The following is a 16094-nucleotide window of genomic DNA, read 5'->3' as shown; positions in this document are numbered from 1 at the left end:
CTATTCCTCCTCCTCATCATCAGCATCTTGCTTATACGTTTCTAAATAGATCATTAGAGCTGAAATATCAGCTGGTGAAACGCCTGGTATTCTTGAGGCTTGACCTAGGGAAACAGGTCTGATCTTATCTAATTTTTCTCTGGCCTCTGTTCGTAAAGTTTCTAATTCAGAATAATCAATGTCTTCAGGCAGTTTTTTCTTCTCCATCTTCTTGAATTTTTCAACTTGTCTCATCTGTTTTTCAATATAACCACGGTATTTAGTCTCAATCTCTATTTGTTCAGCAATCTCAGGCTTTACTTCTGGTAAATCATCAACTAAAAGATTTAAATCTTGATAGTCTAATTCTGGACGAGCCAAAATAGTTGCTAAACTAACTGGTTTCTTTAATCCACCACTATTCAAATCCTTTAGTGTAGCTCTGACCTCTTTAGTTGGAGTAATACGATTATTATCTAGATACTGCATCGTATCAGTAATAGCAGTATCTTTTTTTCTAACTTGTTGATATTCTTCATCACTGAGCAGACCTAAATCATAGCCAATTTCACTCAATCTTAAATCAGCATTGTCCTGACGTAACAATAATCTATATTCAGCTCGAGAAGTTAACATCCGATAAGGTTCTTTTGGATTTTCATTAACTAAATCATCAATTAAGACACCAATATAGGCATCAGATCTCTTTAAAATTAATGGATCCTGATCCCGTAAAGATAAAACAGCATTAATACCTGCCATTAAACCTTGGGCTGCTGCTTCTTCATAGCCACTAGTAGCATTGATTTGTCCTGCAGTATAAAGTCCCTTAACTCGTTTATTTTCCATTGTCGAATTTAATTGATACGTGGGAATCGCATCATACTGTACAGCATATCCCGGTCGCATTATTTCAGCTTCTTCTAACCCAGGTACACTTTGAATTATCTTAACCTGCAGTTCTTCTGGCATACTAGTAGTTAAACCATTTAAATAAAGCTCATTAGTATCCATTCCTTCTGGCTCTACAAATACTTGATGACTTGTTTTTTCAGGAAAACGCATTATTTTACGATCAATAGAAGGACAATAACGAGGACCTTCTCCTTCTACAATCCCTGTACTTAAAGGCGAATCTTCAATATTACTTTCAATTACTTCTTTAGTTCTCTCATTAGTATGCGTTACCCAACAAGGTTTCTGTTCTCTTTCAGCTCGATCTTGAAAGAAAGAAAACTGCAGCTTTTCTTCTGAACCAGGATGAATTCTCATCCCACTAAAATCAACTGTTTGCTGATCTATTCGAGGCGGAGTTGCAGTTTGAAACTTATCTAATTCAATCCCTGCATCTTTTAAACTATCTGCTAAATGAGTCGCTGCAAATTCACCCTGTCGTCCTCCAGTATATTTAACATCACCAATAATAACTTTCCCATTTAATGAAGTTCCAGTAGTTAACACAACTTTTGGTGCTTGATAACTCATTCCAGTGATTGTCTTAACTCCAGTAACCTCTTGGTTTTCAACTAATAACTCTGTTACAACATCTTGTTTTAAATCTAAATTTTCTTCCGCTTCCAAAGTCCTTATCATTTCCGATTGATAAGTAGGTTTATCAGCTTGGGCTCTTAAAGCATGTACAGCTGGCCCTTTTGAAGTATTTAACATCATAATATTAACATATGATTTATCAATATTTCTACCCATTTGACCGCCTAAAGCATCAATTTCTCTTACAATATGACCTTTAGCAGGTCCTCCAATCGACGGGTTACACGGCATTAAAGCCACATGATCGACATTTAAAGTTAATAACAAAGTGCTGCAGCCCATTCTTGCACTAGCTAAAGCTGCTTCACACCCAGCATGTCCTGCCCCAATAACTACTACATCATACTCTTTCATTGTTATCCTCCTGTGTTATTATTTTCCTAAGCAGAAATCAGCAAAGATTTGGTCAATAATATCTTCACCAACTGCATCTCCTGTAATTTCATTAACTGCTTCCAAAGCAGCCCTTAAATCAATAGTTAAGAAATCATTAGGTAATCCCTGTTCCCAGGTTGATTTTACATCACTAACATTTTCTTTAGCTCTTTCTAAAGCCTTTTTATGTCTTAAACTAGACACCATTGTCTCTTCTTGAGCGTTAATCTTACCACTATAGACTAAATTTGCAATAGCGTCTTCTAATTCATTAATACCTTGATTAGCAATAGCAGCAGTTTTGACAATTGCTGCTTCTGGTAAAATTTCTTTAATCTTTTCTAATTCTAATTGATGCTCTAAATCTAATTTATTAGCTATAACTACCACTTCTTTATTTTGAGCATCTCTCATTAATCTCTTATCTTCATCAGTAATTCCATCACTAATATCTACTACTAATAAAATTAATTCTGCTTTAGTTAAATACTCTTCTGATTTCTCTACACCAATTTTTTCTATTTGATTTTCAGCGTTCCTAATCCCAGCTGTATCAATAATTTTAACTGGAATCCCATCTATATTAATTACTTCTTCAATTACATCACGAGTAGTACCAGGAATATCTGTTACAATTGCTCTTTTTTCTCGTACTAAAGCATTTAATAGACTTGATTTACCAACATTAGGTCGCCCTACAATAGCAGCTTCTACACCCTCTTTTAGTATTTTACCACGTTCACTAGTAGCTAACAAATCGTCTATCTTCTGCTGCACAGTATCTATTCTAGCTCCCAATTCTTCAGATTGAAAGTCTTCGATTTCATCTTCAGGAAAATCAATAGTTGCTTCCAAATGAGCTAATAACGCAATCAAATCTTGTCTAATATCATTTACTTGGTCTGATAATCCACCTTCTAATTGGTCTAAAGCAACTTCCATACTTGCTTCAGTTTTAGATTGAATTAAATCAGCTACAGCCTCAGCTTGGGCCAAGTCAATCCGACCATTTAAAAAGGCTCGTTTAGTAAATTCACCTGGCTCAGCTAAACGTGCTCCTTGATTTAAAATCAAATCTAAAATTTTCCTTAATACAACTGTACCACCATGACAATTTATCTCTACTACATCTTCTTTAGTATAAGTTTTTGGTTCTTTCATTACTAAAGTAATTACTTCATCTACTACTTGCTCTTCTTCCACAATATGACCATAATGAGCAGTATAACTTTCTACCTCATTTAAATCCTTATCTTGTTTAGGTTCAAAAACTTGATTGGTAATCGCAATAGCTTCTGGACCACTAATTCTAATAATTCCAATTCCACTTTCGCCAACTGCAGTTGCAATAGCTGCGATAGTATCATTTGAATACAATTTTATCACCTCGTTCTAAAATAGCTTACCCTGAATTTATAATTTATATATATAATTTCAGTATCAAAATAAAATCCTAATATGATACATACAAAATCAAGCAATGCCAAGTATCTACATATGCAAAATTCATAAATGCTATTTAATTATACAGAAATTAATTAATCAAACCCAGCATTTTTTAAATACTGGGTTTAGTCATTAATTTCTATTCAGCTACAATAACTACCTTGCGGTAAGGCTCTTGGCCTTCGCTATGCGTTGAAACACCGGATTTCTTTTGCAAAGTAGTATGAATTATCTTTCTTTCATGCGGCGGCATCGGATCCAATTTAACTTTTGTTCCTTTACTTTTAGCCTTTTTAGACATTTTTATTGCTAACTTTTCTAAAGTTTTCTTGCGCCGAGCACGATAACCTTCTGCATCTAAAACAACTTGTAAATAATCCTCTTCGCCTTTATTAATTGCTAAGTTGGTTAAATACTGTAAAGCATCTAGGGTTTTCCCTCGATAACCAATTACTAATCCTAAATCTTCACCCGTAATATTAAGAACTATCTTTTGATTCTCTTTATTTTCTTCAATTAATTCAACACTTAAATCAGAAGCCATATTATTCACAACTTTTTGTAAAAACATTTCTGCATGTTCTGATTTAGATTCAGGATTTTTAATCTTAATTCTAGCTGATTGAGTACCAAACAGACCTAAAAATCCTTCTTCACCTTCTTGCAGAACATCAAAATCTACTTTTTCTTTAATCGTACCTAATCTTTCTAATCCTTTATTAAGGGCCTCATCTACTGTATCCTCACTTACAATGACCCTTTTCATATTAAGATTCCTCCTTCTCATCCGAACTATTTTGCGAATCTGAACTATCCTCTGTCTCATCTGTCTCAGATGCTGTATCTTTTTCTTTATCTTCTGTTTCATCAATTGCTTCTAATTCTGGATCAGGTTGTTGATAAATAATATATTGCTGAGCTGTCATTGCTAAATTAGAAGTAAGCCAATATAACAACACACCAGCTGGAAAACTAAATCCAATCACAACAATCAATAACGGCATAAAGTAAGCAGCTTTACTACCTTGTGAACCTCCAGAGAATTTTTGCTGTAAATGACTCTGAGCAAACATTGCTAGACCTGTTAAAATAACTAATGGAATATATGGTTGACTTAAATCAGGAATTAATAAAAATGACTCAGTCTGTAGAGCATTCCATCCTTTTAAAGCTCTAAATAAAGCAATTAAAATCGGCATTTGCACTAATAACGGTAGACAGCCTGCTGCTGGATTAATCTTATACTTTTGGTATAGATTCATCATCTCTTCTTGCTGTTTTTCTTGGTCATCATATTTCTCTTTTAATTCTTCTATCATTGGTTGAATCTTCTGCATTTTTTTCATCGACTTAGTCTGTTTAGAAATCAACGGGAATAAAATTATTCTAATAATCGCAGTTAATAGAATAATTGCTAACCCATAACTATTAGTAAAATCATAAAGCGTATTTAATAGTTTCTGCATGAAATTACCTATAAAACCAAAGTCTTGCACTAAATCAACTGCTACTTCACCATTTTTATAGACTGCTTTAATGTTATCTTTACTATCTAACTTGATTTGCCACGGATTTTCTTCAATTCTTTTACTTTCTTTTTTATCGCTAACAGACCAATATTTAAAATCTTCCTTAGGAAAAGCTGTTAGAGTAACTTTCTCTCCTTCTTCATATTCTTCCTGCTGCGGTTTTACTGATACTGTTTGCTGATCATCACTTTCCTGCACCTTTACATTAATACCAGCCGTCGTCGAACACCCAGTAACTACAAGTGCTAATAATACAATCGAAACTAGTAGTAATTTTTTCCTAAACATTAATTGTATTCCTCCTAATTCTTATCCTTATCATGATAACTTTTTTATTTTTTATTTGGGTTTTATTCTACTGGATCATGTCCTCCTGAATGAAAGGGATGACATTTTAAAACCCGTTTAATGGCTAGATAAATACCTTTTAACAATCCATATTTTTTCAACGCTCTGATAGCATATGTAGAGCAAGTAGGATGAAATCGGCAAGTACGCCTTCCTTTAAGTGGGGAAATAAACTTTTGATAAAATCTAATGAGTTTAATCAATAGCATAGAAAAGATATTCATGATATCAACCCTCTATAATATCTGCCTGAGCAAATAAATTATTAGCTGCTGCTTCAATTTGTTGATATGAAGCATCAACAATAGGATTTCGCGCTATAAAAATTAAATCATATCCTACTTCCAACTTATCTTTATTATGTCTATATATTTCTCTTAGTAGACGTTTAATGCGATTTCTAACTACAGCTTTTCCAACTTTTTTACTTACAGAATAGCCAATTCTCCTAATTTTTCTCCTGTTCTCCCAAACATAGAGCACAAGAAGTCTATTAGCATAAGATTGACCATTATTATAAACATTTTTAAATTGATGTGTTTTCTTTAATTTTCCATCTTTCATACAATTTCCTCCTAATAAGGAGCTAACTTTTAACCCTACTCTACTAAATTATAGATTATCTAATCTGGCATGTCAAGATTAATACTTAACCTGAGTTAAATTATTCTACAAAAAGTTGATAATCGGACGATTATTTGGTATGATTATCTTACAATGAGTATACATAATTAAATAAGCAATTTAAAATTAAAATTAGTTATTCGCAACCCTAAAGTGTATTTGCGCTTTAAAGGTTGTGAGTAACTAATTGTTTTTTTAAGCTAATTTATCATATTTTAAAAAGTTATCCACAGGGTTATGCACAGTAACTGTGGATAACTATGCACAGGAGGCTAATATTGTGCAAAAAGAAAACGCTGAAGAAATTTGGGAAAAGACATTAGAAGAAATTGAATCACAACTGAGTACACCTAGTTTTGAAACTTGGTTTCAACCAACTGAGATTTTAGGAATTCAAAAAAATACTGCTTTAATTGAAGTACCGAATGAGTTTGCTAAAGATTGGTTAGAAACTCGATATTCTAAGTTAATCAAAGAATCTCTACTAGAAGTAACTGATAATTCTTATGAAATAAAATTTATCATACCTGAAATGGAAGATGAAATTAATTTAGAAGAAGAAGCACCACCAGAGGAAATTACAGAAGAAGAAGAAACAACTGTCAATGAAGTACAAGCTGATCTCAATTCAGAATATACTTTCGATACTTTTGTAATTGGCAGCAGTAATCAATTTGCTCATGCTGCTTCTTTAGCAGTAGCAGAAGCTCCAGCTAAAGCATATAACCCGCTATTTATTTATGGTGATGTCGGATTAGGGAAAACTCACTTAATGCATGCTATTGGAAATTATGTACTCAATCATAAATCTGATTTGCAAATTATGTACTTAACTTCAGAAAAATTTACAAATAGTTTAATTAATGCTATTAAGGACGATAGAACTATGGAATTCCGCAATGAATATCGTAATATCGATATTCTTTTAATTGATGATATTCAATTTTTAGCTGGTAAAGAACGAACTCAAGAAGAATTTTTTCATACTTTTAATGCATTACATGAAGCAAATAAACAAATAATCATATCTAGTGACAGGCCTCCAAAAGAAATTCCAACATTAGAAGAAAGACTAAGGTCAAGATTTGAATGGGGCTTAATCACTGATATCCAAAAACCAGATTTAGAAACTAGAATAGCTATTTTAAAGAAAAAAGCCACATTAGAAGATATCAAGCTTCCAAATGACGTAATTGTTTATATAGCAAATCAATTTAAAACTAATATTCGGGAGTTAGAAGGAGCTCTAATCAGAGTAGTGGCTTATTCTTCTTTAAGTAATGAAAAAATAACAGTTGATTTAGCTAAAAAAGCTCTGCAAAATATGATCAATGAATCAGAAGGCAAAACAACAAGAGAAATTACTGTTAGTTTAATTCAACAAATTGTAGCTGATTATTATGAAATTACAATCGATAAAATGAAATCTAAAAAAAGAACTAGAGCAATAGCTTTTCCTCGTCAAATTGCTATGTATCTTTCTCGAGAGTTAACTGATTTATCTTTACCACAAATTGGGAAAAGATTTGGGGGACGAGACCATAGTACAGTAATTCATGCTTATGATAAAATCAAAAATAAAATTAATGACGAAGAAAAGTTTAAAGAAACTATTGAAACTTTAACCAATAAAGTAAATAATTAGGCTGTGGATAAGTCTGTGGATATCCTGTGGATAAGTGGGGTGTTGCTGTGGATAACTTTGTGGATAAGTTTATTTATCCACAACCTGTGGATAAGTCGCTAAGTTATCCACAGGTTTTCCACAATCTATCCACAAGCATCATCCTAGTCATATCAAGGGACGAGTTGAGTTATCCACATTATCCACAGGCCCTACTACTACTACTACTAGTTTTAAAAAAAATATAATACTAGTAGTTTATAGCTATATTACTGTAATAAGCACAATGTTATATAGCCATTTATAAACAAGGGAGGTTTATTTATGAAATTAAAGGTCAATCAGGAAGATCTGTATCAAGGAATTCAAACTACAAGTAAAGCTGTTTCTTCAAAAACGACATTACCTATTTTATCGGGTATTTTATTAGAAACTCAAGATGATAAAATTAAATTAGTTGGAACAGACTTAGAAATAGGAATAGAATGTTTTGTAGAAGCAGAAATTATATCTGAAGGCTCTATTGTTTTACCAGCTAAATATTTAACTAGCATTGTTAGAGAATTACCAAGTGAAGAAATAATTTTAACTACCGAAGAATCAAATAATACTGCTCAGATTAAATGTGGTAATTCTCAATTTAATATTCATGGATCACCTACTGATGAATTTCCATTATTACCTGAAGTAGAGTCAGGCATTAATTTCTCTATTAGTCAAGAAAAATTAAAAGCAATTATTGATCAAATTGAATTTGCTGTTTCAGATGATGAGAGTAAACCATTTTTAAATGGAGGATTAATGTTAGTTGAGAATGGAAGTATAAAAGTAGCATCCACTGATACTTATCGTTTAGCTTATCGTGAAGATAAAATAGATGCACCAAATTTAGAAGTTGATGAAATTATTATTCCTAGTAAAACTCTTAGTGAATTAAGTAAATTATTATCTGATTCAGAAGATGAAGTACAAATTAGTATTACAGAAAATCAAGCATTATTTAATTTTTCTGGTATTTCTATTGTTTCAAGATTAATAGAAGGTCAGTTTCCTAACTACAAGCAGGTAATTCCTGACCAAAATTCTACTACTGCTCAAGTTAATAAAGATAGGTTACTAAGTGCTACTAAACGTGCTGCATTATTAGCTAAACAAGATTCTAATATTATAAAAATAAATTTAAAATCTGATAAATTAATTATTACTGCTAATACTCCTGAAGTAGGGCAAGCATATGAGGAAGTACCTATTGATTTAGAAGGAGAAGAAACAGAAATTGCCTTTAATGCTCGGTATTTAATTGACTGTCTAAAAGTTATTTCTGATGAAAATGTTAATCTAGAATTATCCGGTTCTTTATCGCCTGGAGTAATAAAAACTACAAGTGAATGTGAATATATTTATGTAATTATGCCAGTACGAAGTGCTTAAAATTAAGTAATTAGGAGGAATAAATTATGGAAAAAATAAAAATAAAAACCGAAACTATTGATTTAGGACAGCTTTTGAAATGGGGTAATTTAGTTTCTACTGGTGGAGAAGCTAAAGCAGTAATTAACGAAAAAAGAGTTAAAGTTAATGGAGAAGTAGAAACGCAACGTGCCAAAACACTAAAACCTGGTGATATAGTCGAATTTGAAGGGCAAAAATATAAAGTAGTTGCCTCCTAAAAGGAGGGAGTTTTAGCAATTGTACTTATCACAATTATTTTTAAATAATTTCAGGAATTATAGTGAAGAATATTTACAGTTCAATCCTAATCTAAATTTAATAATTGGAGATAATGCCCAAGGGAAGACTAACTTATTAGAAGCAATTTATTTGCTCGGTACGGGCAATTCTCACCGAACTAACGTTAATTCAGAATTAGTAAATTGGGAAGAAAATGGATTTTATTTAAAGGGAGAATTGATTAAAGAGACTCAAAATTATAAATTAGAAATAAAGATGCAAGGACGCAGTAAAGAAATTAGAGTTAACAATAATAAATTAGAAAAAAATTCAGATCTCTTAGGGTATTTAAATATTATTATCTTTTCCCCTGAAGACCTAGAACTTGTTAAGGGAAGTCCTAGTCGCAGAAGAAAATTTTTGAACCTAGAATTATCACAAATTCAACCTTATTACAAACATACTTTAAAAGAATATGACCAAGTGGTTAAGCAAAGAAATCAGTTACTGAAAAAAATTCGTGATGCTAATGCCCCACAAGAAATGTTAGAGGTTTGGGACCAACAATTAGTTGATTTAGGAACTAAAGTCATAGTTAAAAGACTTGAAGCTTTAGAAAAATTAAAAGTATTAGCTCGTTTAATGCAACGTAAATTAACTAATGGGGCAGAAAGTTTAAAATTGCAGTATGACAGTAAATTAAATATTGATGGGGATAGTTCTAAAGAAGAAATCAAAACTGAATTTAGTTCTTATATACAACGCAAACGAAAAAAAGAGATAGAGCGAGGGGTTACCACTGTAGGACCTCATCGTGATGATATATCTTTAGTAGTCAATGATGTTGATGTTAGGAAATATGGTTCACAGGGTCAACAAAGAACTACTGCTTTAGCTTTAAAATTATCCGAGCTAGAATTTATGAAATCTGAAATTGGAGAATACCCTGTCTTATTGTTAGATGATGTGTTTTCTGAACTAGATAATAAGCGTTCAAATTATTTATTAGAAACAATCAAAAATAAGATTCAAACTTTTATTACTAATACTAATCTTAAGCGATTAAAGGAATTAAGACAAAACCATAACATCTACAGAATAAAGAAAGGTTCAGTAACTGAGGTGAATTGATATGGCTGAATCAATAGATGATGTTCTAGATAAAGCGTTAAGGAATTTAGGGATATCTAAAAAAGTTAAAAAAACTCAGATTTTAAATACTTGGTCAAAAGTAATTGGAGAAGAAATTAAGGAACATACAGAAGCTAAATATTTTGACCGCGGAACTTTATTTGTTAATGTTGATAATTCCTCTTGGGCTCATCAGCTTTTATTCATGAAAGAAAATTTAATTACTAAGATAAATGAAAAGCTAAAGGAAGAATTGTTAACGGAAATTAGGTTTAAGGTTGGTCATATTTCTGATGAACAATATAATTTTGCTCAACAGAAAAAAAATAGAATAGAAAAAGAAGATTTAAATAAAGCAGAAAAAAAAGAATTAGAACAGACAGCTAATTATATTGATGATGATAATTTAAGAGAAAAATTTTTAAATTTATTAACTGAAAGTAGAAAAACTAATAAATGGCGAGAAAAAAACAACTGGCATGAATGTCCTGAATGTGAAGTTTTAATCCCTGAATTCAAAGATAAGTGTTCTATTTGTGAATTAAAAGAAAATAATGAACAGTTAGTAGAAAAAATTGAGCAATCACTTTATACAACACCATGGCTTAGTTATGATAAATTAGCAGCTAAATTTCCTCAACTAAAGCAGCGTGATTTTGATGCTATTAAAGATAATTTAGCACAACGATTGGAAACTAAGTTAGATGAAATGATGGTTTTAGCTTTAGAAGGTGAAATTGATAAACAGAAATTAAGGGTATTGGTGCAAAATTATGTGATGCTAGAAACAGGAGTGAGCCCTGAAAATTTAACAGATAGGTTAATTGAGAAAATTATTGGCTCTAATAAAATGAAAATTTATAATAATTTGTGATTTGAGGAGGGGGAATATGTTACATTTAGGACAGGGACGTACAATTCCAGCGAAAGATGTTGTATTAATAGCTGATTGGGAGGCTACTACAGACTCAGAAGATACGGTTGATTTTTTGGATATTTCTGAAGAAGAAGGATTTATAATTGATTATGCCGAGGGAGATCCCAAATCATTCGTAGTAACAGAAGAAAAAATTTATTATTCTATAATCTCTTCTGAGACTTTAAGAAAGCGAATGAACTTTGTATATAATTTAGAATAAAATTTAGAAAAACCTTAAATGGAGGTTTTAATTGCATGAAATCAGAAATTAATTATGATGCAGAACAAATACAAGTTTTAGAAGGATTGGAAGCTGTTCGAAAAAGGCCAGGCATGTATATTGGCGGGGTTGGTGAAAAAGGATTACATCACTTAGTTTATGAAGTTGTAGATAATAGTATTGATGAAGCTTTAGCTGGTTACTGTGATCAAATTGAAGTAATAATTCATGATGATGATACGATTACTGTAACTGATAATGGACGAGGTATTCCAGTCTCTCAGCATCGTAAAATGGATCGACCAGCCTTAGAAGTAGTAATGACTGTTTTACATGCTGGTGGTAAGTTTGATGGCGAAGGTTATAAAGTTTCAGGTGGGCTACATGGTGTTGGAGTTTCTGTAGTTAATGCTCTAGCAGAATGGCTTGAAGTTGAAGTTAAAAGAAATAATAAAATTTATTATCAAAGATATACGACTGGAGTTCCTGAAGATGATGTGCAGGTGATTGGAGAAACAGAAGAAAGTGGTACAAAAATCACTTTTAAACCTGACCCACAAATTTTCGAAGAAGTACAATTTGATTATGATACTTTAGTTAAACGAATTAAGGAGTTAGCATATTTAAATCGAGGGATTAATATAAAAATTATTGATGACCGAGTGGACAAAGAAAAAGAGGAAGACTTTAAATATGATGGTGGAATAATTTCTTTTGTAAAAGAAATTAATTCACATCAAGAACCACTATTTAAAGATGTTATATTTTTTGAAGACCAAATTGATGGGATTCAGCTTGAAATAGCAATCCAGTATAATAATAATTTTGTAGAAAAAATCTTTACTTTTGCTAACAATATCAATACCCATGAAGGTGGTAAACATCTAAGTGGATTCAAATCTGCATTAACTAGAACAGTTAATGATTATGCTCGTCAAAATAATTTGCTTAAAGATAGTGAAGATAATCTAGCAGGAGATGATATTAGAGAAGGTATTGTAGCGATTGTTAATTTAAAGTTACCGGAACCTCAATTTGAAGGTCAGACTAAAACGAAACTTGCTAATAGTAAAGTAAGAGGGATTGTTGATTCTTTTTTATCACAAAATTTAAGTAACTTTTTAAATGAGAATCCTGAAATTGCGCAAGTAATAGTTAATAAGGCTAAATCGGCTGCCCAAGCTAGAAAAGCAGCACAAAAAGCTCGAGAATTAACTCAGCGAAAAAGCGCTTTATCACGTACTGCTTTACCGGGGAAATTGGCTGATTGTTCTTCCAGAGATCCCGAAGAAAGTGAAATTTATATTGTGGAGGGAGATTCAGCAGGAGGTTCTGCAAAGCAGGGACGAGATAGAGAAACTCAAGCTATTTTACCATTGAAAGGTAAAATATTAAATGTAGAAAAAGCTCGTTTAAATAGAATTTTAGGTAATAAAGAAATCAAATCTTTAATTACTGCTTTAGGAACGGGAATTGCAGATGAATTTGATATTGAAAATGCCCGTTATAAAAAGATCATTATCATGACTGATGCTGATGTTGATGGAGCACATATTAGAACATTATTATTAACTTTCTTTTATCGTTATATGCGTCCGTTATTGGAAGAAGGAAATATATATATTGCTCAACCACCGTTATATAAGGTTACTCATTATAGTGATGAATATTATGTTTACAATGATCGTAAACTAGAGGAACTATTGTCAGAACTCGGTAGTAGAGGAGTTTCTCGGCAACGTTATAAGGGATTAGGTGAAATGAATCCAGGACAGTTATGGAAAACTACAATGGATCCGGAAAATAGAACTTTATTACAAGTTCAAATTAGTGATGCTATTAGAGCTGATGAAACGTTTACTACTTTAATGGGCGATAAGGTTGCTCCACGGCGTGAATTCATACAGAAAAATGCTAAAGAAGTAGATAACTTAGACATTTAGAGAACCTGTTAAGTAATTATGAAAAATTAGCTATGGAAATCATAGTTTTTGACCCATTCTTAAATTTTAAGATTTGAATTTAGTTTATTGTAGGAGGTTTATTTATGAAACAATTAGGAGCAGATGATGTAAGACAGGTAGATATTGAAGATGAAATGCAGAGTGCATATATAGATTATGCAATGAGTGTAATTGTAGGTCGTGCTTTACCAGATGTGCGTGATGGATTAAAACCAGTACATCGTAGAATTATGTATGCAATGTATGATTTAGGTATAACGCCTAATAAGCCGCATAAGAAATCGGCAAGAATAGTTGGAGAGGTTTTAGGTAAATACCATCCTCATGGTGATACAGCAGTTTATGATACAATGGTACGAATGGCACAAGATTTTTCTTATCGTTATGAATTAGTAGATGGCCACGGTAACTTTGGTTCAATTGATGGTGATTCGGCAGCAGCTATGCGTTATACTGAAGCTCGAATGGATCCTATAACTACTGAGATGTTAACAGATATTAAGAAGAACACTGTTGATTTTATTGATAACTTTGATGGTACCTTACAAGAACCAGAGGTATTACCAGCCAAAGTGCCTAATTTATTAATTAATGGTTCTGCTGGAATTGCTGTAGGAATGAGTACTAACATACCGCCACATAATTTAAGAGAAGTAATTGATGGGGTTATAAAGGTAATTGATAATCCTGAACTTGAAACGACTGAATTAATGAAAACTATTAAGGGACCTGATTTTCCAACTGGCGGTATTATTATGGGCCGCAAACCGATTAAAAGCTATTTTGAAACTGGTCGGGGAAAAGTAAAAGTTAGAGCTCGTACTGAAATAAATGAGATAGGTAACAATAAATATCAAATTATAGTTAATGAATTACCTTATCAGGTTAATAAAGCTAAGTTAGTAGAAAAAATAGCTAAATTAGTTCGTGATGATAAAATAGATGGTATTACAGATTTAAGAGATGAATCTGACCGCGAAGGAATGAGAGTAGTAATTGAACTGCGGCAGGGGATTAATCCTCAAGTAGTTGAAAATAAATTATTTAAGCAGACAAGAATGCAGACTACTTTTGGTGTCATAATGTTAGCCTTAGTGGATGGGGAACCAAAAGTTTTAGGTATTAAGAGAGTGATTGAACATTACATTAACCACCAAAAAGAAGTTATTACTCGCAGAACTAAACATGACCTAAATAAGGCTGAATCTCGAGCCCATATTTTAGAAGGTTTCAAGAAAGCTTTAAGTAATATTGATAGAGTTGTAGAATTAATCAAAGGAGCTGAAGATACTTCTGCTGCTCGTGAAGAGTTAATAGCAGAGTTTGGTTTTTCTAAAAAACAATCTAAATCAATTTTAAATATGCGTTTAAGTAGATTAACTAGTTTAGAGAGAACAAAAATAGATGATGAGTATGAAGAATTACAAGAAAAAATAAGCTACTACAAATCTATTTTAGCTAGTGAAGATAAATTATTAGGAATTGTTAAAGATGAATTAAAAGAGATTAAAGAAGAATATAGTGATGAACGCCGAACAGAAATTAGAGATCAAAATATTGACCTAGAAATGGAAGATTTGATAGAAGAAGAAGATATAGTAGTAGCAATTACCAAAGATGGCTACATTAAGAGAACTAGTCTTGATACATATCGTAACCAACATCGAGGCGGTAAAGGTGTTATTGCTTTAAAGACTAAAGAAGATGATCTTGCTAAAGACATTTATGTAACCTCAACGCATAATTATCTCTTCTTCTTTACTGACCAAGGTCGGATTTACAGGATGAAAGGATATCAGATTCCTGAAGGAGGTCGTCAGGCTAAAGGGATTCCAATTATTAATTTATTAGACCTTGACCCTGAAGAAAATATTACGAGCGTAGTTCCAATTTCAGAATTTAAAGAAGACCAATATTTATTTATGACAACAGAACAAGGATTAGTGAAGAAAACTTCTTTAGAAGAGTTTAATACTAACTATACAGGTTTGATTGGCTTAGGATTAAATGAAGGTGATAGATTAGTTGATGCTAAGTTAACAACTGGTGAAGAAGAAGTTATCTTAGGAACTAAAGAAGGATTAGCAATCAGATTTTCTGAAAAAGAAGTAAGAAATATGGGACGAACGGCTAAAGGAGTTAAAGGGATTTCCCTGCAAAACGATGATAAAGTCGTAGGAATGGATATCGTTGATGATGATAAAGAGCTATTAGTAATCACTAATAAAGGTTATGGTAAAAGAACTCCATTACCTAAATATAGAGCTCAAAAGAGATCTGGAAAAGGAATTATTACTCTTAAAGAGACTGAAAGAAATGGTAAGTTAATCGATATTAAAACAGTAAAAGATGAAGAAGTAATTCTGATTTCTAAAGAAGGAATTCTATTAAGAACTTCTGCTGCAGAGATCTCAAAAACTGGTCGTAATACGCAAGGTGTTACTGTGATGCGTTTAAGTGAAGATGATCAAGTAGTTTCAGTAGGCTATATTAATGAAAGTGATAAAGTAAGTAATCAAGAAGAAGAGAAAGAAGAAAGCAAAGAGGAACAACAAGAGGAACAACAAGAGGAACAACAAGCAACTGAGGAATAATCTATATAAAGTGGTACTATCGTTCCACTAGCTAGTAGATAAAAGCTAGTGGCTAGTAGTAAATTCAAAACCAAAAAACAGTTCATAGCTTTGAATTATTGAATACTAGGTTAATGTTT

At 32.1% G+C, this 16094-nt stretch carries 14 protein-coding genes; 8 read left to right on the top strand and 6 right to left on the bottom strand.

Features of this window, described 5'->3' with window-relative positions:
* From mnmG to rnpA, 6 genes are all read right to left on the bottom strand, one after another.
* Complete coding sequence (gene mnmG / locus JOC47_RS12960) at nucleotides 1-1884, bottom strand: tRNA uridine-5-carboxymethylaminomethyl(34) synthesis enzyme MnmG (protein WP_204702515.1); 1884 nt, start codon at nucleotides 1882-1884, stop codon at nucleotides 1-3.
* 18 nt (nucleotides 1885-1902) lie between these two features.
* Complete coding sequence (gene mnmE, locus JOC47_RS12955) at nucleotides 1903-3282, bottom strand: tRNA uridine-5-carboxymethylaminomethyl(34) synthesis GTPase MnmE (protein WP_204702514.1); 1380 nt, start codon at nucleotides 3280-3282, stop codon at nucleotides 1903-1905.
* 208 nt (nucleotides 3283-3490) lie between these two features.
* Nucleotides 3491-4117, bottom strand: coding sequence for an RNA-binding cell elongation regulator Jag/EloR (gene jag / locus JOC47_RS12950; RefSeq protein WP_204702513.1), 627 nt, complete (start codon nucleotides 4115-4117; stop codon nucleotides 3491-3493).
* 1 nt (nucleotide 4118) lies between these two features.
* Nucleotides 4119-5168: a YidC/Oxa1 family membrane protein insertase gene (locus JOC47_RS12945; RefSeq protein WP_239551239.1), complete on the bottom strand. Its 1050-nt coding sequence runs from the start codon at nucleotides 5166-5168 to the stop codon at nucleotides 4119-4121.
* Nucleotides 5169-5230: 62 nt separating this feature from the next.
* The gene (yidD, locus tag JOC47_RS12940; protein ID WP_204702512.1) at nucleotides 5231-5452 is read right to left on the bottom strand and encodes a membrane protein insertion efficiency factor YidD; all 222 of its coding nucleotides are present in this window, start codon (nucleotides 5450-5452) and stop codon (nucleotides 5231-5233) included.
* Between the two features lie 4 nt (nucleotides 5453-5456).
* On the bottom strand, nucleotides 5457-5792 hold the full coding sequence (gene rnpA / locus JOC47_RS12935; protein ID WP_204702511.1) for a ribonuclease P protein component: 336 nt from the start codon (nucleotides 5790-5792) through the stop codon (nucleotides 5457-5459).
* Between the two features lie 340 nt (nucleotides 5793-6132).
* On the opposite strand from rnpA, the gene dnaA reads away from it, so the two are divergent.
* The 8 genes from dnaA (at nucleotide 6133) to gyrA (ending at nucleotide 15975) form a co-directional block, all read left to right on the top strand.
* Nucleotides 6133-7497, top strand: a complete 1365-nt coding sequence (gene dnaA / locus JOC47_RS12930) for a chromosomal replication initiator protein DnaA (protein ID WP_338035354.1) — start codon at nucleotides 6133-6135, stop codon at nucleotides 7495-7497.
* 303 nt (nucleotides 7498-7800) lie between these two features.
* Nucleotides 7801-8907: a DNA polymerase III subunit beta gene (gene dnaN / locus JOC47_RS12925; protein ID WP_204702510.1), complete on the top strand. Its 1107-nt coding sequence runs from the start codon at nucleotides 7801-7803 to the stop codon at nucleotides 8905-8907.
* A 26-nt stretch (nucleotides 8908-8933) separates the two neighbouring features.
* The gene (locus JOC47_RS12920) at nucleotides 8934-9146 is read left to right on the top strand and encodes an RNA-binding S4 domain-containing protein (protein WP_204702509.1); all 213 of its coding nucleotides are present in this window, start codon (nucleotides 8934-8936) and stop codon (nucleotides 9144-9146) included.
* 19 nt (nucleotides 9147-9165) lie between these two features.
* Entirely contained in the window at nucleotides 9166-10278 is a 1113-nt protein-coding gene (recF, locus tag JOC47_RS12915; protein WP_204702508.1) for a DNA replication/repair protein RecF, read from the top strand.
* Nucleotide 10279: 1 nt separating this feature from the next.
* Nucleotides 10280-11152: a DciA family protein gene (locus JOC47_RS12910; protein WP_204702507.1), complete on the top strand. Its 873-nt coding sequence runs from the start codon at nucleotides 10280-10282 to the stop codon at nucleotides 11150-11152.
* 16 nt (nucleotides 11153-11168) lie between these two features.
* A complete protein-coding gene (gene remB / locus JOC47_RS12905) occupies nucleotides 11169-11417 on the top strand; it encodes an extracellular matrix regulator RemB (RefSeq protein WP_204702506.1) in 249 nt (82 codons plus the stop codon).
* 35 nt (nucleotides 11418-11452) lie between these two features.
* Nucleotides 11453-13360 carry a DNA topoisomerase (ATP-hydrolyzing) subunit B gene (gene gyrB, locus JOC47_RS12900; RefSeq protein ID WP_204702505.1) on the top strand — a complete coding sequence of 636 codons (1908 nt, stop codon included), beginning with the start codon at nucleotides 11453-11455 and terminating at the stop codon, nucleotides 13358-13360.
* Nucleotides 13361-13464: 104 nt separating this feature from the next.
* Nucleotides 13465-15975, top strand: a complete 2511-nt coding sequence (gene gyrA / locus JOC47_RS12895; protein WP_204702504.1) for a DNA gyrase subunit A — start codon at nucleotides 13465-13467, stop codon at nucleotides 15973-15975.
* The last annotated feature ends 119 nt before the right edge of the window (nucleotides 15976-16094 follow it).

Origin of the sequence: Halanaerobacter jeridensis, assembly GCF_016908315.1 — a bacterium.
GTDB classification, from domain to species: Bacteria; Bacillota; Halanaerobiia; order Halobacteroidales; family Halobacteroidaceae; genus Halanaerobacter; species Halanaerobacter jeridensis.
Note: the sequence above shows the minus strand (reverse complement) of the source record. Positions and strands in the feature narration are given on the sequence as shown.